Here is a 22567-nt window from a genome sequence, read left to right as displayed (position 1 = left end):
CGAATATTCATGTAAGACCTATACGATACAACGGTACCTAAGCTTCAAAATGAAGAGAGGCGCCTGTACCAAAGGCGCCTCTCTTCATTTTGAAGCTTAGGTAATCTAATTAGCACGTACGGCAGGCATAGTTCTGCCACCATGGTGCATCAACATTTTAACTACTTTCCCTGCCTCATCTTTTTCAAATGAGATCAGTGCCGGGGCCACTTTTAGGAAGAACTTGTCTTCTGCTTCCGGGAAGATCTCAAACTTGTCTTGTCCAGGACCTTCTGCAAACAACTGGCCTTCTTCTAGTGTGACTTTGAAAGCGAACTTTGGGGACACCTGGTATTCTCCTACATAAGACGCTAGTTTAGCAGCAGGCATTGCTACTATATGGCGCACTACCGGTACCTCATACTTCTCTCCGAAAACAATTGCCGTCACATCTTTAACAATAGGCCCGTTTACCTGCTGCGACTCATAGTTGCTTAATACCGCAATAGTGGTTTCTTTACCAGGGAAGCGAATAAAGCTTGCCTTAAAGCCATTTATTGCACCACTATAGGAGATTCTTAATTCACCATACAAAGAGTCAATCACACAGCCGTAGCCATAGTTATTCTTCTCAGCAGCATACATTAGTTTTTTAGATTCTTCACTCAGTATCTTATTTCCTCTTAGCCCTTCGTCCCATTTGGCCAGATCAGCAGCAGTGCCATAAATAGCACCTGCAGCCCAGCACCAGCTCATATCTATCGGGTTGCTAAGTTTACGCTTTGCACCATTATGATTGTAGCCAACAGCCATTCCCCGAACTGCTTTGCTACCTCCCTCAAGACCTGCAGTAGTCATTTTCAGCGGCTTAAAGATGTTCTTCGAAAGCGCCTGCTCATAAGTTTTGCCTGTTACTATCTCAACAACGTGCCCAAGCAGCACATAGCCTGAGTTACAATAGCTAAACTTAGCGCCTGGCTCAAAAAGCATAGGCTTGTCTTTAAAATAATTAATAAGTTCTTTAGCGGAGGCAGGTTGGGTATACACGTTGCTCCAGGTATCGGTATAGTTTGCCAATCCTGAAGTGTGTGTAAGCAAATGGTGCAGGGTAATTTTATCAGCATTCGGAAAGTCAGGAAGATATTTACTTAGCTTATCCTGCACATGAAGCTTTCCTTGCTCCTGAAGCTGTAATATTAAAGCTGCCGTAAATGATTTCGTAATTGACCCGAAGCGGAACTTTGTTTCTGCACCATTGGCTACACTTTTGTCGTAATCAGCCATACCAAAGCCTTTGCTGTAAATAGGCTTACCCTTTTCAGTTACGACGACTGTACCACTAAAGGTACCTTGTTGTAAGTGGCTATCGATGTATTGCGTAAGGTTTGAAGCAACATCCTGCGCCTTTGCATTAATGCTGATCAGGCATAGCAAGAATAAGGAAACAGCAGATAGCAATTTGAATTGAATGGAATGGAATAGGTTTTTCATAGTTTTATTTTGTTCTTTTTTAAACCTAGGTAGCCAATTCGCATGCCATTTATCCAAAGCGCTATCTATCAATAACTTACATGTATTTTAGATTATAAAATCGTTGCAGGAGGTGTTCATTTTAGGACATCTTGTTCGCTTTTAGAAGGTAAAGGAAGGGAAGAGCCAGTAAGGGTAGTTTGATGCATCTTGTAATTGAACCGGGGAAACTCCAGAAGGGGAATAAAGAGATGGCAAAAATAAACCCGGCTGCTTTACAACCGGGTATTCATTAATCTAAATGCTTCTGCTCTGGAAATATCTTTTTCAAGTATTAACGGAGGGTCATCATTTTTCGCAACCACTAACGTATAGTGGTTGTCTTTATCCTGGTAATATATAACCGTGGTAAGGTCTTCATAGCCTACGCTAAAGATCTTACGGGGTGAACTACCATAGTAGTATTTATAATTATCTAATTTAATATTCTTCAATAACCTCATTTTCCAACACCTTTCTGGTATTTTAACGGTGTTATGGGTGAGAATTGTTTCAAAACCAGCGGAGATACAACAAGATTCTTATTATAATTATATCATTGGTATTCATTTAAATACATTAAAATATTACTATCTTAGTAAAGCTAAAACTGAAGCTATACACATAGCATGTCTTAGCCTCTGTTTCAAATTCCCTTGCGTTATCTGAATGTATGCTCCTTTGGCAGCACCCTTTATTATATTTGCAGAATGAACAATAACGGGAAGTACAGTTCGCTTACCTGGCTGCTATACTTTGTAGTATTCGAGGCACTTGTTTTTATTGGTTTGCGGTGGCTGCTGGAAGACTTGGGTACAAGCAATCAACTGCAGCCTGAGAATACTGTTGTCCCTAACTGGGTGAAAGCAGTTACATTTATTCTGCTATACATTTTGTGCCTTTTGTTCGTTGTGATGTTGATCAGCAACTTTGTTCCAAGTAAACATCGAAGACAGCTGATGCGTTGGGTATACCTGGCGTTGGCGGGAATGGTCGTAATGCTTTTCTTTCTGTTTTAAATTTGCAGGAGCTCCTGCCCATACCATACAATAAAATGAAACGAAATTTTTACTTTCTACTATTTTGCTTACTTCTAAGCGCAACAGCATCCCATGCTCAGATTGGAGAAGGCAGGCAAGGCCGGTTTTTTTTACAGCTGCAGAACGGGCAGATTGTTTATGCCGATAAGCTACAACTAAAGTCGCCGATCTTTAAGTCAAACCATTTCCTGGTAAACGATACCTTAAAATATAATCCCAGTATGGTGGCGGCTTACCAGAACGAGGATGGCTACTTTGCACGTGTGGAGGCTGGGAACAGCTACGATGATTTTGCCAAGCGCATACTTGATGGTCCAAGGATCGATAAATTTTATACCTCACGCACCACCTACGATTATGGGTATGGCTATTCTCCTTATGGATATGGCGTACCGCGCAGCAACCGCAGGCGTATTTATTTCTTCTCTAAAGATGAGGGTCCGCTTTATATAATGGACTACAACAACCTGCAGCAGGCACTAGCTGATAACGCAGCTAGTATGGACATACTTAACAAATACAGACGGGATAAACTTATAAACACAGGTGTAACCATTTTAGGCGCTGGTTTGCTGGCAGCAGGAGCTCTTGTGTCTATAGATAACTCCAATGACCCCAATGCAGGTGTTCAGGTTTCACCCCTGATGTATGCAGGAGTGGGAGTACTAGGTGCTCAATTCGTTATAAACCTTTTCCAGAAGGACAAGCTGACTCAGGCAATGGAGGTTTATAACTACCAGATCAGACAATAATTTAGAGATATAGGCTTCTTCCACTTCACTCTCTTTACACTATGGAAAACCTTCTGCTGCTACACGGAGCACTGGGCGCAGCAACTACTTTAGAAGCTATTAAGGATAAGCTTCAGGGTCAGTTTAATGTTTACACCTTGGACTTTTCAGGCCATGGCGGTCGTCTTATTTCTCCGGAGCCGTTTAGCATGACCTTGTTTTCGCAAGACATTCTAAACCTGATGGAGCAGGAGGGAATAGAGCAAACCCACATATTTGGCTATAGCATGGGAGGCTATGCTGCCCTTACCTTTGCTCTGCAAAACCCGGAGCGGGTGCGGAGCATTTTCACCTTAGCCACAAAGTTTGCTTGGTCACCGGAGGCCGCTGCAAAAGAAGCAAAGCTACTGGACCCTGAAAAAATAGAACTTAAAGTCCCTCAGTTTGCGGAAACTCTTAGAAATCGACATGCTCCTCAAGACTGGAAAGAACTGATGCATAAAACAGCTGAAATGATGCAGCACCTGGGACAAAAGCCGCCTCTCAACCCACAAAACCTGCCTTCGCTTCACCTGCCCGTGCAGGTTGCTGTAGGTGACCGCGATAGTATGGTGGGTTTAGAAGAAACTTTATGGGCATACCGCCTGTTGGCCAATGCCCGGCTATTAGTGTTGCCGGATACAAAGCACCCACTTGAACTCGTACCAGTGGAGAGGCTCGTAAACGAAATTCTTACTTTTACCAAAGCTGCGATTTAATATCTCCACCCTTTTTTATGCACTCCTATTTCATTTCCTTAAGTTCCCCTCATTATAGTAAGCTGAAGCACTCAGGCCTGATCATCGCTACTGTTATTGGTTTAGCTTCCTGTGCCAGCTCAGCACCCAGCTTTGGCGAACGTGGCTATACTGAAGAAGGGAAGGCTTCTTATTACAGTCCTAAGTTGCAGGGGCGTGCTATGGCAAACGGACAGCCATACCGTAAGGGCAAACTAACTGCGGCACATAAAAAGCTTCCTTTTGGCACCAAAGTAAAGGTAACTAACCTGCAAACTAACAAATCTGTAAAGGTTAAGATTACCGATAGGGGGCCCTTTGTAAAAGGCAGAATAGTAGACCTTTCCGAAGCTGCTGCCAATAGAATAGGTTCAAAAAAAGCGGGAGTGGTGCCAGTTAAAGTGAAAGTAATTAAACCTGCCACCAAAAAATAAATGCTTCGATAAATATACAACAAAATATATATTATTACGTTAACCTTACAAAACTTAAGCTTCCCTAAATTATACAACTAGTTTCTTGATTATTATAAATGAAACTATTACATTTGAGCATGATAAAACTGTGGCAACATGTACGGGAACTTATGCCAATGGCGCTTGTCGTGCTGTTGTGCCTGATTGTTGTCCCTGTTGCACAGGCCAATAGCAACGGCAATAATAACGGTACTACTGCAGTACAACAGCAGTCTGTACAGCAAAATGCTGCAGTTGCAGTACAAACAGAAGATCAAAAACACGCAAAATCGAAAGCAAAAGTGGCGGTTAAACCAAGTGATAAATCTGTATTGGATGCAGAAGTACTTGCCAGCCCCATTGCCTATTTTAAAAACGCGTTCGCCTCTGAAGAAGATGATTCAGACGCAGCACCTACCTCCAATGCTGTTGTGATCACGGTTAAGGCACTTATTGCTACGGTACTCTCCACCATTATGTAAACTCCTATTTAGGAGCGTAAAAGAAGAGCAGATTACCTTTTGCTCTTAAAATCCTGTTTCCCGCGCAGTATGTCAAAGAACAGCTTAAAGTCTGAGGCGAGGCTATAGAAAGGATATTTAAACGTAGCAGGCTTGTTCCGTTCAAAAAAGAAATGCCCTACCCACGCAAAGCCATACCCGATTACAGGCACCAGAAGTAACCACACGTATTCCCCAGACAAAACAGCAGCTATAGCCACAATAATCAGTAAGGCGGTGCCAATAAAGTGCAGCACTCTGCTGGTTGTATTCTGGTGTTCCGATAGGTAATAAGGATAAAACTCTTTAAATGAAGTATACCGCTGAGATTCTTGCTGTTCCATAAGCCACTATAGCACTTTTACTTAATTTAAATAAAAGTTTAATTTTTTGCTAACATTTCCGATGCCAGCAAACATTCTCCAAACTCAACGGTTGACATATAACCAGACCTTTAAGGTGGTTATAAAGTTTCTCATGTTTTGTTTATGGTGTTGTAAGCAAGCCAGTGCTATTCGCACTGGCTTGTTTTTTGTAACAACAAAGTAAACAACCTGCACTGTGCTTCTATTTTAGCTATATTTAATAAAGCTTTCTTTGTGTAGTTAGTCAATCCGTATACCTCTATGAAACGCATTTTATCGCTAAGCATACTGCTCCTGTTTTCCAGCCTCGTGCTTGCACAGGAGTCATACAATATCACCCTCGACCTCAAAAATGTTACTGATGACAAGGTAAAGGTGGTAATAAATACACCTGATGTAAAAGAAAACAAGATCACCTATATTATTCCGAGTGTTATCCCCGGCTCTTATGCCCAGAAAGACTATGGAAGGTTTATCAGTAAATTCAGAGCTTATGATGCCAAAGGTAGAAAGCTGAAAACATCGCAGCAGGGAAAGAACCTCTTTGAAATCAGCAAAGCGCACAAGCTCGCCCGCATCGAGTACCTGGTAGACGATACTTGGGATGTTAACAAAGACGATAACTATATTTTCCAGCCTGGTGGTACAAACATTGATGCCAACAAGAACTTTATGATTAACCACTTTGGCTTCTATGGTTATCTGGACGGTTACAAAATGCTGCCTTACACGATACAGGTCGAAAAGCCGGCACATCTGTATGCTGCTACCTCGTTGCCTGTGTCCCGCCTTACACCGGAGAGGGATGAGATAAAGGCAGATGATTTTGTAAAACTCGCTGATGCCCCTGTCATGTATAGCCGCCCTGATACGGCAAGTTTCCGCACAGGCAATACAACTGTTTCAGTAGCGGTACATTCCGAAACAGGCATGGTGAAAGCTGACAGCATACGTGAAATGATAAAACCGCTGGCAACTGCCCTAAACAGCTTCTTCGGTGGTATGCCAGTTAATAATTACCAGTTTATCATGTACTTCCCGCAACTCGGACAATCCAAAGTAACCAAGTTTGGGGGGTTTGGTGCCTTAGAGCACTCTTATAGCTCTGTTTATTTTCTACCTGAGCAGACAGGTGAGGACTTACGCAGTATGGTTCTGGATGTGGCTTCTCATGAATTCCTGCATATCCTAACTCCTCTTAATATTCATAGTGAGGAAATAGAGTATTTTGACTTCAAAGACCCTAAGTTATCAAAACACCTATGGCTGTATGAGGGTGTAACAGAGTATTTCTCACAGTTGGTGCAGCTGCATGAGGGTCTGAAAAGCTATGAGACATTTCAGGAGGAGATGATGGAGAAAATGCGGGAGACAAGTAAGTATAAAAATGTTTCTTTTACGGAGATGAGCCGCCGCATTATTGAGCCGGAGTACCAGGAAATGTATGGCAACGTGTATCAGAAGGGAGCCCTTATTGGCTTCATGCTGGATATTCGCCTGAAGGAATTAAGCAACGGGCAAATGGGACTTCGGGAGCTCATGCTGGACCTCTCTAAAAAGTATGGACCCAACAAGCCTTTTAAAGATGAGGAGTTGATTGATGTGATTGTTGAAAACACATATCCGGAGATCCGGCAGTTCTTTGATGCGTATGTAATTGGCAATACACCTCTTCCTTACCAGGAGTACTACAACAAAATAGGGTGGAACTTCACAGATAAAAAGCAGGGTATAAAGCACACCTTTGGAGAATTCAGGTTAGGATACGAAAAGCAGCGAAAGTTTTTCTGGATAGCAGAACCTATGAATAATGGCTTCGACTTGAAAAGGTATGATGTTCTGTATGCTGTGAATGGGGAAGTGCTCACAGAGGAAAACATTTATCAACTACTGAAACCTTTACTAGAGGTAAAAACGCCAGATTCTGTAGAGATAGCCTATATACGCCAAAACCAGATGTACAAGAAGAACTTTACACCTAAAGAACTAAGTGTAGAGCTAGAATTTGTTGTAGAAGACAATGTGGAGGCCTCACAAGCTCAGCAATCACTAAAACAGCAGGTACTGAAGAGTAAAAGCAATGCTGAAGTAGGAGAGCCAGGGCAATAGCTTAGATAAAGTCTCCGGCAAGAGCTAACAAAAGCCCCAGCAATGTTGCAATCAACTTGTTCCGGTTGAAGTGATGGTCTGGACTGGTCTCGAAGAGGATGGTGGTAGAGATATGCAGGAAGTTACCTGCCACTAACCCTGTAAGTGCTGTATATATTAACCCGCCAGGAGCCTCCTGAGATAGAACTGTGTTACTGAAAATAATACCTAACGGAGAACCTAGTGCGAAGATCAGTAGCCACAGGAAAGCTTTTCGGAAGTTCTCCAACCGAAACAGCAACACCGACATCAAAGCAAATGCTGCCGGAATATGGTGCATCGTAACGCCTAACAGTACTGTGTAGAAGTTGTCTCCGCCATGATTATGAGTAACTGCTGCAGCTGTATGTTGGTATTCTACCAATATACTTCCTTCCAGGAAAGAATGAATGAACAGCGAGCCCAGCAACAGAAACGGCATAGTGCCTACGCGCCCATGATCATGGTGATGGATATGCCCATGCTCTACTCCATGGGAGAACAGCTCCAACACTAGTTGCAGGAAAAAGCCGGCCAGCACCCAATATCCTACCCGAAACCCGCGGTCGCTACTGTTTAGAAGCACATCGGGCAATAAATGGATAATGGTAATGGTAAAAAGGTAAGCACCACTAAAAGCCAGTGCCATCTTTAGCCACTTAGTGTTGTGTGGCGGGAAAACCTTTACCAGAAACCCAGACAGTATAACGGCGAAGAAAAGGACCAGTATAGCTATAATCATGCAGCCAGCTTATTTCTTAAGGACAAAGATCATACGATCACTCTCTTCAGGGTCATAAGGGCTCAGATGGTAATCTCCAAAAACCTCCACCAGACGCAAATGCGTCATCCGGAAGTACTCCATGAAATCCTCTTCCCTCAGTGCCCGAACCCGTTCCTCAAAGTGGTATTCTTCTCCACCATCATTGAAGCGTATTGTTTTTACTATAAAGTCATTTTCCAGTTTGCGGGTAATCCTGAACCTTAAACCCTGCACTTCCTTCTCCTCTTCAGCCACCAGGTGCTCAATGATTTTATCGGTGTTCATAAAATCAATTACGAGCTTGCCCCCATGCTTCAGACTCTCAGCGGTGGCCTGTAAGGCAACTACATTTTCCGTTTCATTATCAAAATAGCCAAAGCTGGTGAACAGATTCAGGATGAAGTCAAAATACTCCGGCTTATAAACCTCACGCATGTCATGCACATCAAAATGCAGCTGCTCATTCTCAAACTGTTTAGCATAGGCTATGCTTTGCTCTGAAAGGTCAAGGCCCGTTACATTGTATCCTTTATGGTTCAGGTAAACAGAATGGCGCCCTTTGCCACAGGCAAGGTCAAGGATCTTCTCGTCGGGCTTTGGGTGAAGGTAGACCAACAGCCTGTCCATAAACAGCTGCGCTTCCTGCAAATCACGATCTTTGTATAATATATGGTAGTATGGCGAATCAAACCATGTACTAAACCATTCTACATCCTGTTGTGCCATTAATCTGGTAAAAGCAATAATGTTGCAAATATAGCCGAATAATCTTAACACGGCTATATAAATAGGTGCCGGTCTAAACGAAGGTTACACCATAAAAAAACCTGCCGTTGCTGTTTGCACAACAACGGCAGGTTTAGGTAAGTTGTTTAATATTAATTGCGGACTGCTCCAGCCTCTGTGTTTGTTTCGGTTACTTCCAAAATACTATCACCAGGCTGAATTGTGTTTCCTCCAAGATCACGATCAGGCATTATTTCTTTTTGCTCAACCTTACTTTGCTGCACTGCACCAGGAGCTATTTCCGGAGAGCCTGCGTCAGATACATTATAAGTATTACGTGTTCCTGGCTCTACGTACTCTGTAGAAACTTTCTCATCTGGTCTCAGATCCGATGGAGTATCGCAGGATGCCATAGATAAACCGCAAACTGCGGCAAATACTGCTATTATGTTTTTATTCATTTTTGTATGTTTTTATTCTATCCTAGAATGCTCCTCACATTTTTAACATGCAAAGCATTATCTATTAATTATTTACGAAGTAACAACGTACTTAGGTTCTGGTACAGCTATGCGACCAGGTTCTTACGGCGCAAAATGCTTTCGAATAACTTAATATCATTCTGGCTGTTAAAGATCCGATAAGGCAGCAGGATGAAAATCGGCGCCTGAAATGTACGCGCTACCCAGCCTTTCCAACCACCAGGCAGTTGATTAGCAGCAGGTGGCTGCAGCCACAACATGAAGGAATCCTCCTTACGCTGTGCTTTCTGTATCATATCCCAGGTAAGCGCCATTCCCTCACGGTCATTGCGCTTCATCAGTATCTGGCGATTGTCAATCTCGTACATTAGCTTCTCGAAAAGCACATTTCCCTGCTCCACGCGGGTTACACCCATTACCTGGGCTGAACGTAACAGCACAAAGATTAAAGTTATTACCACCGCTAATACTACCCACCACCAGGAAAAGCTAAAAATAGCCGGTATCATAAAAATAGCAAATGGGATAAGGGCATACCACCACTCCTTCTTCCACACTTGCGTTATAGCTATGCGGGAGAACATATCTTTATCCAGTTGGTATTTTTTTGTTCGAATAGCCCCTGGAGCTGCCCCCTGCGGTGCTCTGAAACCTCTTTGATTTGGTTGTTGCATAAATAAATAAAATAAAACTCTCTGCTATCTCCCTATCTCCGGCTATACCTGCAAATGGAATAGCAAAATAATAGACCTCCTGCATTTAGCGCAGAAGCACAATCTTTATTATTAGTAAGCCTTCAGGCTTAGGTCTATGCTCTTGATCGAATGTGTTAGGGCTCCTACAGATATATAGTCCACACCACATTCTGCCACGGCACGAATTGTTTCTTCAGTTATACCGCCGGATGCCTCTGTTTCATACTTGCCCCCAATCATGGCAACAGCCTCACGCATGATGGCCGGTGTCATATTGTCCAGCATGATCCGATGAACCCCACCGGTTTCCAGCACCTGTTTTACCTCTTCCAGGTTTCGTGTCTCTACCTCAATCCTCAGGTCTTTTCCCTTGTTTTTCAAGTAACGCTGTGTAGCTTCAATAGCCTCACGAATACCGCCGGCATAATCCACATGGTTATCTTTAAGAATAATCATGTCGAACAGGCCAAAACGATGGTTATGGCCACCGCCAATCAAAACAGCCCATTTCTCCATAATGCGGAAGTTAGGAGTGGTCTTGCGGGTATCCAATAACTTTGCCCCGGTACCTTCTATCAAGCCTGTAAGAAAGTTGGTGTAAGTTGCTATACCGCTCATTCGCTGCATGCAGTTCAATACCAATCGCTCTGCCGTAAGTATAGACTGAGCCTTGCCTTTTACAGTCAATGCTATATCGCCATACTTCACGTGGGCGCCATCTTGTAGCAGCACTTCCACCTGAAGACTGGAATCTACGGCTTTGAAAATATAACCAGCAAGTTCAACGCCTGCCAGCACACCGTCACCCTTCACCAAAAGACGCGCCTGGTTCTGCGCATCCTCCGGAATAGAGGCCAGGGAAGAATGGTCACCGTCACCGATATCTTCGGCCAGTGCCAGCGAAATAAACTCGCTTATACTTTTTTCAGTCAGGTATGTCGGTTTCACGTTGCAAAAATAAAAAAAGGCTCGGTATAAACTCCGAGCCTTCTTAAATATATTATAATTATCTGCTTAATCTTTGATAAAGTTCATGGATTGTATCAAATATTTACCTCCTGACTCCTTCATCCGCACCAATACGGTGTAAGTTCCAGCCTTAGAAGTATAGGTACCGATGGCATAGCGCTGGCCTTTATCAGAAGCACCCTGGTGGCTGTAAGAAAAATCTACCGGAGGATTCTTACTGAAAAAATTCTTCATTACGAACTCCGCCTGTGTGCTGCTATAATTTGTAGCTTCACCTCCGTCTAAAGTAATCTCGACCACACTATTAAAGTTACGCGCCAGATCTTTAGAGGAACCAACTTTGATAGCTGACTTAACGCCACCCATTACGTCGCCCTGTGCTACAGCACTGCCCGATGCAAAGAACACCGCCACTAAAAACAACGAAAATACAACTGCAATCTGTTTAAAATTTTTCATAAAAGATGTTTGTGATCTCGCCCTTACATTAGCTAAAACTATGCCACAAGTATGGGTAACATTTTAAAGAGCCTCCAAAGTTAATAGTATCTTCTAAAGATATGAAAAATGCATTTATACCATGATTACTCGTTTAAATTTATATGCTCTCAAAACTAAATTTAATAATAAACAGTAGCCGGTACTGAGGCACGACCGTATTTGGCTCTAAGCTGCCATTGAAAGATTATACCTATATTTGTACCATGAATAAAAAGGTTCTCTTAGTTATTTTAGATGGTTGGGGTATTACCACTAACCCGGAGGTTTCGGCTATAAAAAAGGCTAATACACCTTTCATCGACTCCCTTATGGAGAAGTACCCTACCACTCAGCTCCAGGCTTCCGGCGAAGCTGTAGGCTTACCAGAGGGACAAATGGGTAACTCTGAGGTAGGGCACATGAACATTGGCGCCGGTCGTGTGGTGTACCAGGACCTGGTGCGCATTAACCGGGCTATTGCCGATCATAAAATGCGTACGATGCCAGCTCTTTCCAACGCATTTGCTTATGCAAAAGAGAATAAAAGACCTGTGCACCTGATAGGCTTGGTATCAGACGGAGGAGTACACTCACACATCGATCACCTGAAAGCACTTTGCACAGCTGCTTTTGACCAGGAAATTCATGATGTATACATCCATGCCTTTACTGACGGACGCGATACAGACCCGAAGGGAGGCGTAAAATACATAAATGAACTGGAGGAGCACCTGGAGAATACTACCGGCACTATTGCCTCCATTGTAGGGCGTTATTATGCCATGGACCGCGATAACCGCTGGGAACGTATAAAGCTGGCGTATGATGTAATGGTGAAAGGAAAGGGAAAACCTTCACAGAACCTTATCAAGTCTATGCTTGAGTCCTACAACGAAGGTGTAACCGATGAGTTCATAAAGCCAATCGTAAAGGTTAATGATAACCAGGAGCCAATTGCCACTATAAAAGATGGCGATGTGGTAATCTGCTTCAATTTCAGAACAGATCGTGGTCGTGAGATAACTCAGGCCCTGACGCAGCGCGACTTCCCTGAACAGGATATGCACAAGCTGGACCTGCGCTATATTACCATGACCAACTACGACGATACTTTTGTTGGTGTAGAGCCTATATTTGAGAAAGACAATCTTACCAATACGCTGGGAGAAGTACTCGCAAAGGCCGGTAAAAAACAAATACGCATTGCCGAAACAGAGAAGTACCCACACGTAACTTTCTTCTTCTCGGGTGGCCGCGAAACACAGTTCGATGGTGAAACCAGGTTGCTTTGCTCATCACCTAAAGTTGCCACTTATGACTTGCAGCCGGAAATGAGTGCCTACGAAATCCGTGATGCCATTGTACCGGAGCTTGAGAAAAGGTCCGCTGATTTTATTTGCCTGAACTTTGCCAATCCGGACATGGTAGGCCACACAGGTGTGTTCGAAGCAGCTGTGAAAGCCTGTGAAGTCGTTGACGAATGCTCTGAGAAAGTTATCACCACCGCTCTGAAGAATGACTACGACATTATTGTTATTGCGGACCACGGTAACGCGGATATGATGATCAACCCTGACGGTACACCTAATACAGCTCATACTACTAACCTCGTGCCGTGCGTGCTGGTAAGCAATGACTTTGAAGGTTCTTTACACGAGGGTAAGCTAGGTGATTTAGCTCCAACTATCTTGGAGCTAATGGGGCTGGACAAGCCAGAGGAAATGACGGGAGAATCTTTAATAAGCTGATAGTCAACCTTGTGGCAAAATATTTCCCAATTTTATCCCTGGGCCTGTTACTGGCCGCTACAGCCTGTGAAAGGCCTGCCCCGCCTACCTTTACCGAGGAGGGGGCTCCATATGACCTGACGGCTTACCTGCAACAGCAAAAGCAAAGGCTGGTAGCAGAGCAGCCAATGGTACTTAAATCAGTTACCACAGAAAACCAGCCTACTGAAACTGTACAGACAGATAAGGTAGACTGGGAGGATGAGCTGGCTGTATTCGAGCAAACAGATCTTAATCGCCCAGCCTTACAGGAGTATTATGTAAAACAAGAAACTGTGCTTGAAAATGGCAGCGTAGCTATTGAGTACAGAAAAACAGAGAACAGTGAGCCACTTGTGCAGTACCTGCGCCTTGTTATCTCACCAGATAAACAACTTCAGCAACTAAACGCTGTGCTACAGGATGAAAATCCGTTGTTTTTCTCCCGCCGCAAAGTTCGACTTGATGCTGATCCAGTTACAGGCAATATTTCCAGTTATAATGTGCAGGGCGTACAGAAGCTTATTTTCAGCGACTCTTTACATTACGCTGTAGACGCTAATCTTTAGAAAAGCCATAGTGTGCTGTAATAAAGAGACTTACTGGAATATTTTTACATTCTTCGTATATTGCGTAGAAAGCATCCTTTAGTGTCTGCTTCCTCATATAGTCTTTGCTATGCGCTCCACTTTGCTTCTAGTCCTGTTTAGCTTTTGCTTTCCAATTATAAGCATTGCTCAGGATACTGCTTTTACTCCCTCTTTGACCACAAAGCGCACCTGTGGCACGGAAAGCTATGTAGAAGAGCTGAAGCAAAGGAATCCGCAATTTGAACAGATGCAGCAACTGGTAGAGCAGGCAGTACAGCAAGCGATGCAGACACAACAGGAGGGGCAGCACATGCGCATGGCTACTACAGTAACAATACCTGTTGTTTTCCATGTGCTGTACAATACCGCTGAGGAAAATATCTCTGATGAGCAAGTGCTCTCACAGCTGAATATCCTGAATGCTGACTTCCGAAGGAAAAACGCTGACGCAGCTAATACGCCCTCCTATTTCCAGCCTTTTGCCGCAGACACAGACATTGAGTTTTGTCTGGCATCGCTTGACCCCAATGGAGATGCCACCACCGGGATTACCCGCACTAAAACGAGCAAGTTTTCTTTCGATCATCTGACAGATGAGATGAAATACAATAGCAAGGGAGGTGTGAATGCATGGGACAGAGACCAGTACCTCAACATCTGGATATGCAGGATTTCCGATAACTTATTAGGCTATGCGGCTCCTCCAGGCTCTCCGGCAGCTTCTGATGGAGTTGTGCTTCACTTTGCTACTGTTGGAGCTCCACCATTTAATAAAATTGCCTCGAACTATAACCAAGGCCGGACAGCTACACATGAAGTAGGGCATTGGCTAGGATTACGCCACATCTGGGGTGGGGGATCCTCCTGTACAGACTCTGACAACATAGACGATACACCTAACCAACTGGAGGAAAACGTTTACTGCCCACAGGGGAACAGGCTTTCGTGTGATAACGGCCCCTACGGTGACATGTACATGAACTACATGGACTATACCGACGATGCGTGTATGAACTTGTTCACGTTTGGGCAGGCGGCGCGTATGCAGGCTATATTAAGTACAGCAAGAAGTTCTATTTTCAGCTCGCTTGCATGTTCCGCTTCCCTTCGTTCCGATTTTAAAACGGAATTGAGCGGGGACACTCTTGTTGTAGCCGGTAAGTCAATAAAGTTTGCAAATGCCTCTGCCGGTATACGGCCTACATCCTATAAATGGGAATTTGAGGGTGGCACCCCTGCAGCCTCCACAGAAAGAGATCCTGTAGTTACTTACTCGCAGCCGGGGAAGTATAACGTGACGCTCACCATCTCTAACGGCAACCTTACCAGCACTGAGACCAAGGTGGACTATATAAATGTAACCGTAAATGACCTTGTCGTATATCCAAACCCTTCTACTGACTTTATAACCATAGAGCAACCTGCCCGGATTCTAGTTCGCCAGGTTCAGATGGTAAACCACGTAGGCCAGGTGATGTTAACTGCTGAGGCGCGGGACAGAGTGCTTCGCCTTGATATTCGTGAAATGCCTTCCGGTATTTACTTCCTCCACATTACCAGTACAAACGGCACCTTCACGAAGAAGGTAAGTGTGGTACGATAGGCATTACAATTTGCGAATGATGACTTATAGCCAAGTCAATTAACGGTCTTTTCTACTCTCCCTGAAGTGTTACCACTATCGTGCGTTTAGAGGCATGATTCCGGTGCTCGCAAAGGTAGATTCCCTGCCAGGTACCGAAATTAAACTCTCCATTCTTTATAGGCACAGAGACAGAGTTGCCAAGTATAGCTGCTTTCAAGTGAGCCGGCATATCATCAGGTCCTTCTAAGGTATGGCGGTAGTAGGACTGGTCCTCAGGAACCATATGATTAAAATGGCTCTCAAAATCCTGCCGCACAGTTGGATCAGCGTTTTCATTAATTGTAAGGCTTGCCGAGGTATGTTTGATAAAAACATGAGCCAGTCCAACCCTTATTCCTTCCAGTTCAGGTAACTGTGCAGTAATCAAGTCTGTTATCAAATGAAATCCCCGCTTTACAGCAGGTAGTCTAATCTCCCTCTGAAACCACATGGGTATGAATTTAGGTGTTCGATGTGTATGCAGCTCACTAGGAAAATTGCTTTAGTCAATCAATCTTTCAAAGGCTCCAACATCAGGTGTATTTGCACTACGCGTCTTGCCAGTAATATCCTGTAGCACTCCGGGCAACAACTTCGCGGCTCCACTGGCCGGTGACAAGGTATCCAGTTTAAAGTCTGCTTTATCTGGCGCCTTGAATTTGGGCTCTATGTTCAGTTTATTATTCTTATTAAGCTGATCCCTGTATACCTGTGTCCGCAGAATGTTGTTACTAACCTCTACTGCAGCAGAAAGAGGAGTTATCAGTATTTCATTGTCTGAGCTATAGCCATCTGAGTAAACAATGGAGTTTACAAGGCGGAGGGAAGTCGGTTTGTCTTTTATTTCTGTACCGGGAATAAAATCTGCAATAGCCAGCAAAGGCGTCTCGCGCAGAAGCGGATTCTTATAGCTGACGATAGTAGAATAAAGTATCTCATAATTTCCTCCTCCCAAGCCACCAAAGCCATATTGCCCACAGTTATGGATCAGGGTGTTTACAACTTTGACATTGGAAGTAAAAGCTACTATACCATCCAAAAATGCATATTGTATAGCACAGCCTTCTACTAAGGTGCTTGAGTTACCGGGGTTACCAATACGCAGCCCATACTGTGTATTTTTAATATCAGCATACTTTATGCTGTTACTGGCACTCTTAACCAGAATTCGTATTCCTTCCCACTGCCCGGGTGCTGTCAGGTACTCTTTTTCCCGACGGTACCCACTGAATGTCACACGTTCTTCTGGTGTACCCTCAACTAATAACCGGCCATTTACTAATAGCACTGATTTTGTACTCCCGTAAATATGCGTCCCTTTTTCTATTGTGAGAGTAGCCCCCTCCTGAACCAGCACCGTGTCCAGGAGCACATGCGGCTTGTCGTTCTTCCAGACTGTGGTGCCAACAGATTCTTTGCGATGGAAATAGGCGTTCTGTCCGTAAGCCACCAGCTTTACATTCTGCTGTTGTCCATTCGTTTTAAAAAGGATCGAATCGGCCTCAAGGAAAGGCAAGTTTGCATCAGTAGGATTAATATTAGCCTTCACCAGTATATACAGGCTGTCTCCTGCACGCAGATCTAAATTACTAACCAGGGGACTCTGCACCCCATTTACCGTAAGCTGATAAGCGGATGCACCGCCACCAGCCAAAGCAATCTCACTTATCCTTACAGCTTTTTTATTTCGGTTATATACTTTCAGGCGCTTAGTCACACTGCCGCGGCTGACGAAGATAGTATCAAATAGAACCGTATCCCCGGAAAACTCCAGCACAGCATTGGGATCAGTGGTCACTATCTCATCCTTTGGCTCACAGGAGAACATAGACAGCAACAGAAGCAGGGGCAGTATAGCGAGGAAGTATCTCAAGTTAGGGCACTCAATAGTTGAAAAGCAAGGCTGTTAAACAATATGGTGTATTGCAACTCAACAAGTTAGTAAGCCAGCAGTAAAAAACAAAAGGATGCAGTTAGCCTTACTTGCCTGACCGCATCCTTTTAATAACTTAATTAGAACGTACTTATTACTCTGCTGTTGCGCCCTCTTTCAGCCTTTCAGCATTCTCGGCAATACGCAGCTGCTCAACAAAATCTTCAATTCCTCCGTCCATCACATTTGGCAGGTTGTAAACGGTATAACCAATACGGTGATCTGTTACACGCCCCTGCGGGTAGTTATATGTACGGATCTTATCAGAACGATCGCCACCGCCAACCATGCTCTTACGCTGCGCACCTTCTGCCTCCTGCTTCTTGGCAAGCTCCTGCTCATAAATACGCGAACGAAGTACAGCCAATGCTTTATCGAAGTTCTTTAGCTGTGATTTCTGATCCTGACACTGTGCTACTAAACCCGTAGGCAAGTGAGTCAGACGAACGGCAGAGTAAGTTGTGTTCACCGACTGCCCGCCTGGCCCCGAAGAACAGAAAAGGTCCTTACGGATGTCGTTCATGTCCAGCTCAATATCAAACTCCTCTACTTCCGGCAGAACTACCACGGAAGCCACAGAAGTATGAATACGGCCTTGCGTTTCGGTAGCCGGCACTCGCTGCACGCGGTGCACGCCAGACTCAAACTTCAGCTTGCCATAAACGTCCTCACCAGACATGCCCACAATAATTTCTTTATAACCACCAGAAGTACCTTCCGTAGCATCGATCAATTCCGTACGCCAGCCCATCTTTTCAGCAAAGCGGGTATACATACGGTACAAATCACCTGCAAAAATAGAGGCCTCATCGCCACCGGCACCTGCACGGATCTCCATGATGATATCCTTGCTATCGTTAGGGTCTTTAGGGATAAGGAGTTCCTTCAGTTTGTCTTCCATTTCCTCGCGCTGCGGAATTAGCTCATCCAGCTCTTCTTTGGCCATCTCACGGAAGTCCTCATCCTTTTCCGTAGCAATCACCTGTTTCGCGTTATCAATGTTGCTCAGGATGTTCAGGTACTTTTTATACTCTGTTACGATCTTATCCAGATCTTTATATTCTTTGTTCAGCGCCTTGAATTTCTTCATATCGCTGGCCACATCAGGCTGAATAAGCAACTGGCTTACCTCTTCAAATCGCTGATTAATGGCTTCTAACTTATCTAACATGGGTCTTGTCTGGTTTTAGGCTGCAAAGATACAAAATTGCAGTGTAGTTTCTTTTATACAAATTAGCTTAAAAAGATGTTCAATCGCTGTAAATAACTCATAGCTATAACCTTGCCCAGGGTTTAGTTAGTTTCCTGAACTAAAGCTGCGCCTGCCAACGCCTTTAAATGAACAAACCACAACTAGTCTTGTTTCTATTAACTATAGCAAAAGCTGCATATTTGGCTTGAAACATTTACTTTTGAAGCAAGTATGCTTAAGGGTACCTAATCTGATTTAAAACTAATAATTTGACGAAATATGGCTGTAATAAAAGCAACAGATAGTGATTTTAACGAGGTACTTAACTCTAATCAAAAGGTAGTAGTAAAGTACTATGCGGACTGGTGCGGCAGCTGCCGTTTATTCGCGCCAAAGTTTAAGCGCATGTCTGATGACGAAAGCTTTGCAAACATTGCCTTTGTAGATGTAAATGCAGAAACCAGCCCTGAGGCTCGTAAGCTAGCAGAGGTTACCAACCTGCCTTTCTTCGCTGTTTTTAAAGATGGGAAACTGGTGGATTCTGTAGCTGCCAGCAAAGAGGAGGCAGTATTATCACTTATTCATAAACTTGATGTATAAACTAGTATGAAGATACCTGCAATAAAAAAGCTGGTTGAGAATTATAACCTGCATGAGCTAATGGCTGCAGAAGAGGCAATCGTTGATGAGCAGCAACCAGCTATCGAAGTGGAAGGAGAGGACGAAGGGGAGCAGCTAACACACGTTCTTGCTGCCGTCTGGATTCTAAACGATATGGAGGATAACGGCAACGATTTTAAAACTTCGCTAAGGGAGTATACAAAGAAAGTGCGTGTCTCCATCAGCTAAGAAATAAAACCCTGGTAAAATAGAATGTCCGGGCTACATCTGTAGCCCGGACATTCTATTTTACAACAATCTGCTACTGCAGAACTATTTATTATTGATTCTTGAGAAGAACTCTTCCGCCATTTTGCCTCCCTCTTCCGTACAGATACCTCTGATGTAGTACAGGAAAACGCTCCTGAAAACTTCTCTGATATTATATCGGTCCGGAGGAAAAACAACTGGGTTCAGGATCATTGTGAGCTGTTCCAGAATGATTTTTGTTACCAATTGGAGATTTACATCCTTTCGGAAAAGAGACTGAATAATACCCCTGTTTATTATATCTGAAATTTGATGATAGGAATAAGAGTTAAGATGGTCCAGGCAAATTTTCCATATATCCGGATACTCCCGCTGCAGGTCAACATAGTAGAGGGGGTTTATCGTTTTAAGGTTATCCAACCCATCCTGCAACATTAGCATGATCTCCTCGATTGGATTTTTTGCATTGGCTAAAATCCGGACATGTTCTCTTTCCTGCGTCTCAAGATCAAACAACACAGTTGCTTTAACTAAATCTGTCTTACTCTTGAACATCTCATTGTAAGTAGACTCCCTTATATCTAGCTTTTGGATTAGCTGTTCTTCAGAGTTTGCCTCAATGCCCTCTTTTTTAAAAATCTGAAGAGTCTCCTCCAGTATTGTTTCCAGAAATGTCATTTTAAATCAGATCTTACTTTAACCTACCCTGTTTTTATGGTACGTGCACTAACTACGCAAACTACACAATTTGGTCGGTTATATTTTGTAATTCGTAGATACGTACTACTTAATTATATTTTAGTTTAAAGTAGCACCCCGATACATAGGAAGAAAAGGAGTTGAACTAAATATACATAAGGCGCTAAAGCATTCTGTTTTGAAAATTCGGCTTTCTGGAAGTACAGTTGCAGCAGCAACGCTATACCGAACCACCCGGCATAGTTGGAAAGAGGAATTTCCCCACCCCTCCAACTCCAGAAATCGAAAGCCATGGCAACAGGTTCTATAAAAAAGTCGAGTATAACCATGAGCAACGCAGCCAAGGCACCTTTCCCTATCCATGGCAGGGTTAGCTTATTACTGATAACGCCGGTTACATAAACCAGCATCAGCCAATTGAGCCCTATCAGGAGGGGTACCTCCCAAACCTTTAGCCCCAATGCCTCGCCATAAACATAATCACCAAAGATAATTCCGGTGTGTACACCTACCACCTCTGAGAAAAAGCCAACAGCAAAAACAACAAGGGCAAAAAGTATAAAATGAGCGCTCCAATGCCGGTGGAAAGAAAAGAGCAGTGTATTGGTGAGCAGCAGGTTCATTGGGGTTAGCCGTTGAAAATACTCGGGGCTTCCGCTAAACATCATTCCCCAAAAACCTACCGCATGAAATATAACAAGTACGGCCACTGCAAGGGGTAAAGCAAACCTCTTATACTTATCAGCAACGGGTGCAAACAGAGGAGCTGTTTTAGTATCAGGCATGGTGTTGAAATGGTTTAACAGGAGAGGCAACAGCAGCTGGCGCTAGCTCTCCTACTATTTTGGCAGATAACAAGCACAAAGGTATACCGCCCCCCGGATGCACACTCCCGCCACAAAAATACAATCCCTTAAGCTTTGAACTGAAATTGGGGTGACGGAGGAAAGCAGCCATCCGGTTATTGGAGCTGCTGCCATAAAGAGCGCCTCCAAAAGACGACGTCCGGCTTTCAATGAGTAGCGGATCCAAAATCTGCTCCTCCTCAATAAGCGCTTCCACCTTAGTCCCTAGCATTGCATTTAATTTAATCAGCACCGCCTGTCGTGTATCAGCTGTTAGCTGCTCCCAATTTTGCCCTTGATTATGGGGAACATTTACCATCACAAACCAGTTTTCGCTACCACGGGGAGCATCACCTGGTTCTGCTTTGGAAGTTATGTTAACATAGACTGTTGGGTCTGCGCTTATTGTTTTGTGCTTGAAAATGTGCTCGAACTCCGTTTTATAATTCTGGCTAAAGAAGATGTTGTGCACATGCAGTTGCGGAAAGCTTTGTTTTATACCCCAGTAAAAAATAAGCGCAGAACTTGATCGGGGCTGCTGCAGCGTTTTTTCCGGTGCTGAGTGGTTTGGCAGGAGTCTTCGGTATGTTGGCACCACATCCATATTACTCACAACCAGATCTCCTTCGTAGGTGCTGCTGCTGGTTTCCACACCTGTTACCTTACTTTTAGTTGTGAGAATCCGGTTCACTTTTTCGTTGTACCTAAACTCTACCCCAAGCTCTTCCGCCAGTTTTACAAGGCTTGCTGCAATAGCATAAATACCACCCTTCGGATAAAATGCACCGATATTGTGCTCCAGGTGCGGAATAATATTGAGTGTGCCAGGCGCCTGGTATGGATCAGAACCATTATAAGTGGCAAACCTATCCAGCAACTGCACGAAGCGCGGATCGGAGAATTGCTTAAGATTTTCTTCGTGCATGGTGGTGGTCAGGCCAAGGTCAGAGAGGCAGCTTAGCGCCTTCAGCACATCCGGGCTAAGGTAAGTATCCAGCTTATGCAGCGACTTTTTAAGAAAGGTGTCTGCTGTGCCTTTGTATAGCCTGTTGCTCTTTGCCAGCGCATCCTGCACTGCCTTTTTTGGCACACCCAGTTGCCGCTCAGCCTCCTCTGCAAATTTAGTGGCATCGGCATAAGCTTTTACATGGCTCCCATCAGGCCAGAAATAATGGGTAATGGGGTTAAGCCGGGTATAGGTGAAATATTCTTTAGGATCACGTCCGGCCAAAGCAAACAGTTCATCCACCAGATGAGGCATTGTGAACAGCGATGGCCCGGCATCGAAGCGATACCCCCCCAACCAAAACTCATGCATTTTGCCGCCAAAGGTATTGTTTGCTTCTAATACAGTTACATGGTAACCTTTCACAGCTAAACGCACAGCTGTGGCAATGCCTCCAATTCCTGCCCCTATGATGACCGCTTTCGACATTCTCTAATATACGTCT

The 22567-nt window shown here is 44.0% G+C and carries 26 protein-coding genes; 11 read left to right on the top strand and 15 right to left on the bottom strand.

Features of this window, described 5'->3' with window-relative positions; genetic code table 11:
- Positions 1–105: 105 nt before the first annotated feature.
- Both ACFSRY_RS09390 and ACFSRY_RS09385 read right to left on the bottom strand, forming a co-directional pair.
- The gene (locus tag ACFSRY_RS09390) at positions 106–1470 is read right to left on the bottom strand and encodes a serine hydrolase (protein WP_377505915.1); all 1365 of its coding nucleotides are present in this window, start codon (positions 1468–1470) and stop codon (positions 106–108) included.
- A 254-nt stretch (positions 1471–1724) separates the two neighbouring features.
- Positions 1725–1952: a hypothetical protein gene (locus ACFSRY_RS09385; protein WP_377505912.1), complete on the bottom strand. Its 228-nt coding sequence runs from the start codon at positions 1950–1952 to the stop codon at positions 1725–1727.
- Positions 1953–2198: 246 nt separating this feature from the next.
- On the opposite strand from ACFSRY_RS09385, the gene ACFSRY_RS09380 reads away from it, so the two are divergent.
- From ACFSRY_RS09380 to ACFSRY_RS09360, 5 genes are all read left to right on the top strand, one after another.
- Positions 2199–2507, top strand: coding sequence for a hypothetical protein (locus ACFSRY_RS09380; RefSeq protein ID WP_377505909.1), 309 nt, complete (start codon positions 2199–2201; stop codon positions 2505–2507).
- Between the two features lie 35 nt (positions 2508–2542).
- Entirely contained in the window at positions 2543–3280 is a 738-nt protein-coding gene (locus tag ACFSRY_RS09375; RefSeq protein WP_377505906.1) for a hypothetical protein, read from the top strand.
- A gap of 41 nt (positions 3281–3321) precedes the next feature.
- Complete coding sequence (locus tag ACFSRY_RS09370) at positions 3322–4017, top strand: alpha/beta fold hydrolase (RefSeq protein ID WP_377505903.1); 696 nt, start codon at positions 3322–3324, stop codon at positions 4015–4017.
- Between the two features lie 17 nt (positions 4018–4034).
- Positions 4035–4469, top strand: a complete 435-nt coding sequence (locus tag ACFSRY_RS09365; RefSeq protein WP_377505900.1) for a septal ring lytic transglycosylase RlpA family protein — start codon at positions 4035–4037, stop codon at positions 4467–4469.
- A gap of 119 nt (positions 4470–4588) precedes the next feature.
- The gene (locus ACFSRY_RS09360) at positions 4589–4972 is read left to right on the top strand and encodes a hypothetical protein (RefSeq protein ID WP_377505897.1); all 384 of its coding nucleotides are present in this window, start codon (positions 4589–4591) and stop codon (positions 4970–4972) included.
- A gap of 32 nt (positions 4973–5004) precedes the next feature.
- Here the strand turns inward: ACFSRY_RS09360 and ACFSRY_RS09355 are convergent, their stop codons facing one another.
- Positions 5005–5334, bottom strand: coding sequence for an Mpo1-like protein (locus ACFSRY_RS09355; RefSeq protein ID WP_377505894.1), 330 nt, complete (start codon positions 5332–5334; stop codon positions 5005–5007).
- A 282-nt stretch (positions 5335–5616) separates the two neighbouring features.
- On the opposite strand from ACFSRY_RS09355, the gene ACFSRY_RS09350 reads away from it, so the two are divergent.
- Positions 5617–7464, top strand: a complete 1848-nt coding sequence (locus tag ACFSRY_RS09350; protein WP_377505892.1) for a M61 family metallopeptidase — start codon at positions 5617–5619, stop codon at positions 7462–7464.
- A 1-nt stretch (position 7465) separates the two neighbouring features.
- Here the strand turns inward: ACFSRY_RS09350 and ACFSRY_RS09345 are convergent, their stop codons facing one another.
- The 6 genes from ACFSRY_RS09345 to ACFSRY_RS09320 form a co-directional block, all read right to left on the bottom strand.
- Positions 7466–8224 carry a ZIP family metal transporter gene (locus tag ACFSRY_RS09345; RefSeq protein WP_377505889.1) on the bottom strand — a complete coding sequence of 253 codons (759 nt, stop codon included), beginning with the start codon at positions 8222–8224 and terminating at the stop codon, positions 7466–7468.
- A 9-nt stretch (positions 8225–8233) separates the two neighbouring features.
- On the bottom strand, positions 8234–8971 hold the full coding sequence (locus tag ACFSRY_RS09340; protein ID WP_377506203.1) for an SAM-dependent methyltransferase: 738 nt from the start codon (positions 8969–8971) through the stop codon (positions 8234–8236).
- Between the two features lie 152 nt (positions 8972–9123).
- Positions 9124–9432, bottom strand: coding sequence for a hypothetical protein (locus ACFSRY_RS09335; RefSeq protein WP_377505886.1), 309 nt, complete (start codon positions 9430–9432; stop codon positions 9124–9126).
- Between the two features lie 107 nt (positions 9433–9539).
- Positions 9540–10127: a hypothetical protein gene (locus ACFSRY_RS09330; protein ID WP_377505883.1), complete on the bottom strand. Its 588-nt coding sequence runs from the start codon at positions 10125–10127 to the stop codon at positions 9540–9542.
- Between the two features lie 111 nt (positions 10128–10238).
- The gene (nadC, locus tag ACFSRY_RS09325; RefSeq protein WP_377505880.1) at positions 10239–11096 is read right to left on the bottom strand and encodes a carboxylating nicotinate-nucleotide diphosphorylase; all 858 of its coding nucleotides are present in this window, start codon (positions 11094–11096) and stop codon (positions 10239–10241) included.
- 66 nt (positions 11097–11162) lie between these two features.
- On the bottom strand, positions 11163–11576 hold the full coding sequence (locus ACFSRY_RS09320; RefSeq protein WP_377505877.1) for a DUF4783 domain-containing protein: 414 nt from the start codon (positions 11574–11576) through the stop codon (positions 11163–11165).
- A gap of 245 nt (positions 11577–11821) precedes the next feature.
- Between ACFSRY_RS09320 and gpmI the strand changes: the two genes are divergently transcribed.
- The 3 genes from gpmI (at position 11822) to ACFSRY_RS09305 (ending at position 15556) form a co-directional block, all read left to right on the top strand.
- Positions 11822–13345 carry a 2,3-bisphosphoglycerate-independent phosphoglycerate mutase gene (gpmI, locus tag ACFSRY_RS09315; protein ID WP_377505874.1) on the top strand — a complete coding sequence of 508 codons (1524 nt, stop codon included), beginning with the start codon at positions 11822–11824 and terminating at the stop codon, positions 13343–13345.
- Between the two features lie 11 nt (positions 13346–13356).
- Positions 13357–13932 (top strand): hypothetical protein, encoded by a 576-nt coding sequence (locus ACFSRY_RS09310; protein WP_377505871.1) that lies wholly within the window; start codon positions 13357–13359, stop codon positions 13930–13932.
- A 193-nt stretch (positions 13933–14125) separates the two neighbouring features.
- The gene (locus tag ACFSRY_RS09305; RefSeq protein WP_377505868.1) at positions 14126–15556 is read left to right on the top strand and encodes a M43 family zinc metalloprotease; all 1431 of its coding nucleotides are present in this window, start codon (positions 14126–14128) and stop codon (positions 15554–15556) included.
- A 52-nt stretch (positions 15557–15608) separates the two neighbouring features.
- Here the strand turns inward: ACFSRY_RS09305 and ACFSRY_RS09300 are convergent, their stop codons facing one another.
- From ACFSRY_RS09300 to prfA, 3 genes are all read right to left on the bottom strand, one after another.
- The gene (locus ACFSRY_RS09300; protein WP_377505865.1) at positions 15609–16028 is read right to left on the bottom strand and encodes a secondary thiamine-phosphate synthase enzyme YjbQ; all 420 of its coding nucleotides are present in this window, start codon (positions 16026–16028) and stop codon (positions 15609–15611) included.
- A 51-nt stretch (positions 16029–16079) separates the two neighbouring features.
- Positions 16080–17450 (bottom strand): right-handed parallel beta-helix repeat-containing protein, encoded by a 1371-nt coding sequence (locus tag ACFSRY_RS09295; RefSeq protein ID WP_377505863.1) that lies wholly within the window; start codon positions 17448–17450, stop codon positions 16080–16082.
- A gap of 154 nt (positions 17451–17604) precedes the next feature.
- A complete protein-coding gene (gene prfA, locus ACFSRY_RS09290; RefSeq protein WP_377505860.1) occupies positions 17605–18681 on the bottom strand; it encodes a peptide chain release factor 1 in 1077 nt (358 codons plus the stop codon).
- Between the two features lie 300 nt (positions 18682–18981).
- Between prfA and ACFSRY_RS09285 the strand changes: the two genes are divergently transcribed.
- Together ACFSRY_RS09285 and ACFSRY_RS09280 are read left to right on the top strand one after the other, a co-directional pair.
- Positions 18982–19302: a thioredoxin family protein gene (locus ACFSRY_RS09285; protein ID WP_377505857.1), complete on the top strand. Its 321-nt coding sequence runs from the start codon at positions 18982–18984 to the stop codon at positions 19300–19302.
- A gap of 6 nt (positions 19303–19308) precedes the next feature.
- Complete coding sequence (locus tag ACFSRY_RS09280) at positions 19309–19551, top strand: DUF6952 family protein (RefSeq protein WP_377505854.1); 243 nt, start codon at positions 19309–19311, stop codon at positions 19549–19551.
- A gap of 84 nt (positions 19552–19635) precedes the next feature.
- On the opposite strand, the gene ACFSRY_RS09275 is transcribed toward ACFSRY_RS09280, so the two are convergent.
- From ACFSRY_RS09275 to crtD, 3 genes are all read right to left on the bottom strand, one after another.
- Positions 19636–20250 carry a TetR/AcrR family transcriptional regulator gene (locus tag ACFSRY_RS09275; protein ID WP_377505851.1) on the bottom strand — a complete coding sequence of 205 codons (615 nt, stop codon included), beginning with the start codon at positions 20248–20250 and terminating at the stop codon, positions 19636–19638.
- Between the two features lie 125 nt (positions 20251–20375).
- Positions 20376–21056: a carotenoid biosynthesis protein gene (locus tag ACFSRY_RS09270; RefSeq protein WP_377505847.1), complete on the bottom strand. Its 681-nt coding sequence runs from the start codon at positions 21054–21056 to the stop codon at positions 20376–20378.
- Positions 21049–22551, bottom strand: coding sequence for a 1-hydroxycarotenoid 3,4-desaturase CrtD (gene crtD / locus ACFSRY_RS09265; protein ID WP_377505844.1), 1503 nt, complete (start codon positions 22549–22551; stop codon positions 21049–21051). The genes ACFSRY_RS09270 and crtD overlap by 8 nt, the downstream gene beginning before the upstream one ends.
- Between the last annotated feature and the right edge of the window lie 16 nt (positions 22552–22567).

The organism is Pontibacter locisalis (assembly GCF_042684605.1).
GTDB classification, from domain to species: Bacteria; Bacteroidota; Bacteroidia; order Cytophagales; family Hymenobacteraceae; genus Pontibacter; species Pontibacter locisalis.
Note: the sequence above shows the minus strand (reverse complement) of the source record. Positions and strands in the feature narration are given on the sequence as shown.

Bases quoted from the DNA above. Each gene is read 5' to 3' on its own strand.
- ACFSRY_RS09390 (WP_377505915.1), bottom strand. From the start codon at position 1,470: ATGAAAAACCTATTCCATTCCATTCAATTCAAATTGCTATCTGCTGTT.
- ACFSRY_RS09385 (WP_377505912.1), bottom strand. From the start codon at position 1,952: ATGAGGTTATTGAAGAATATTAAATTAGATAATTATAAATACTACTAT.
- ACFSRY_RS09380 (WP_377505909.1), top strand. From the start codon at position 2,199: ATGAACAATAACGGGAAGTACAGTTCGCTTACCTGGCTGCTATACTTT.
- ACFSRY_RS09375 (WP_377505906.1), top strand. From the start codon at position 2,543: ATGAAACGAAATTTTTACTTTCTACTATTTTGCTTACTTCTAAGCGCA.
- ACFSRY_RS09370 (WP_377505903.1), top strand. From the start codon at position 3,322: ATGGAAAACCTTCTGCTGCTACACGGAGCACTGGGCGCAGCAACTACT.
- ACFSRY_RS09365 (WP_377505900.1), top strand. From the start codon at position 4,035: ATGCACTCCTATTTCATTTCCTTAAGTTCCCCTCATTATAGTAAGCTG.
- ACFSRY_RS09360 (WP_377505897.1), top strand. From the start codon at position 4,589: ATGATAAAACTGTGGCAACATGTACGGGAACTTATGCCAATGGCGCTT.
- ACFSRY_RS09355 (WP_377505894.1), bottom strand. From the start codon at position 5,334: ATGGAACAGCAAGAATCTCAGCGGTATACTTCATTTAAAGAGTTTTAT.
- ACFSRY_RS09350 (WP_377505892.1), top strand. From the start codon at position 5,617: ATGAAACGCATTTTATCGCTAAGCATACTGCTCCTGTTTTCCAGCCTC.
- ACFSRY_RS09345 (WP_377505889.1), bottom strand. From the start codon at position 8,224: ATGATTATAGCTATACTGGTCCTTTTCTTCGCCGTTATACTGTCTGGG.
- ACFSRY_RS09340 (WP_377506203.1), bottom strand. From the start codon at position 8,971: ATGGCACAACAGGATGTAGAATGGTTTAGTACATGGTTTGATTCGCCA.
- ACFSRY_RS09335 (WP_377505886.1), bottom strand. From the start codon at position 9,432: ATGAATAAAAACATAATAGCAGTATTTGCCGCAGTTTGCGGTTTATCT.
- ACFSRY_RS09330 (WP_377505883.1), bottom strand. From the start codon at position 10,127: ATGCAACAACCAAATCAAAGAGGTTTCAGAGCACCGCAGGGGGCAGCT.
- ACFSRY_RS09320 (WP_377505877.1), bottom strand. From the start codon at position 11,576: ATGAAAAATTTTAAACAGATTGCAGTTGTATTTTCGTTGTTTTTAGTG.
- gpmI (WP_377505874.1), top strand. From the start codon at position 11,822: ATGAATAAAAAGGTTCTCTTAGTTATTTTAGATGGTTGGGGTATTACC.
- ACFSRY_RS09300 (WP_377505865.1), bottom strand. From the start codon at position 16,028: ATGTGGTTTCAGAGGGAGATTAGACTACCTGCTGTAAAGCGGGGATTT.
- prfA (WP_377505860.1), bottom strand. From the start codon at position 18,681: ATGTTAGATAAGTTAGAAGCCATTAATCAGCGATTTGAAGAGGTAAGC.
- ACFSRY_RS09285 (WP_377505857.1), top strand. From the start codon at position 18,982: ATGGCTGTAATAAAAGCAACAGATAGTGATTTTAACGAGGTACTTAAC.
- ACFSRY_RS09280 (WP_377505854.1), top strand. From the start codon at position 19,309: ATGAAGATACCTGCAATAAAAAAGCTGGTTGAGAATTATAACCTGCAT.
- ACFSRY_RS09275 (WP_377505851.1), bottom strand. From the start codon at position 20,250: ATGACATTTCTGGAAACAATACTGGAGGAGACTCTTCAGATTTTTAAA.
- ACFSRY_RS09270 (WP_377505847.1), bottom strand. From the start codon at position 21,056: ATGCCTGATACTAAAACAGCTCCTCTGTTTGCACCCGTTGCTGATAAG.
- crtD (WP_377505844.1), bottom strand. From the start codon at position 22,551: ATGTCGAAAGCGGTCATCATAGGGGCAGGAATTGGAGGCATTGCCACA.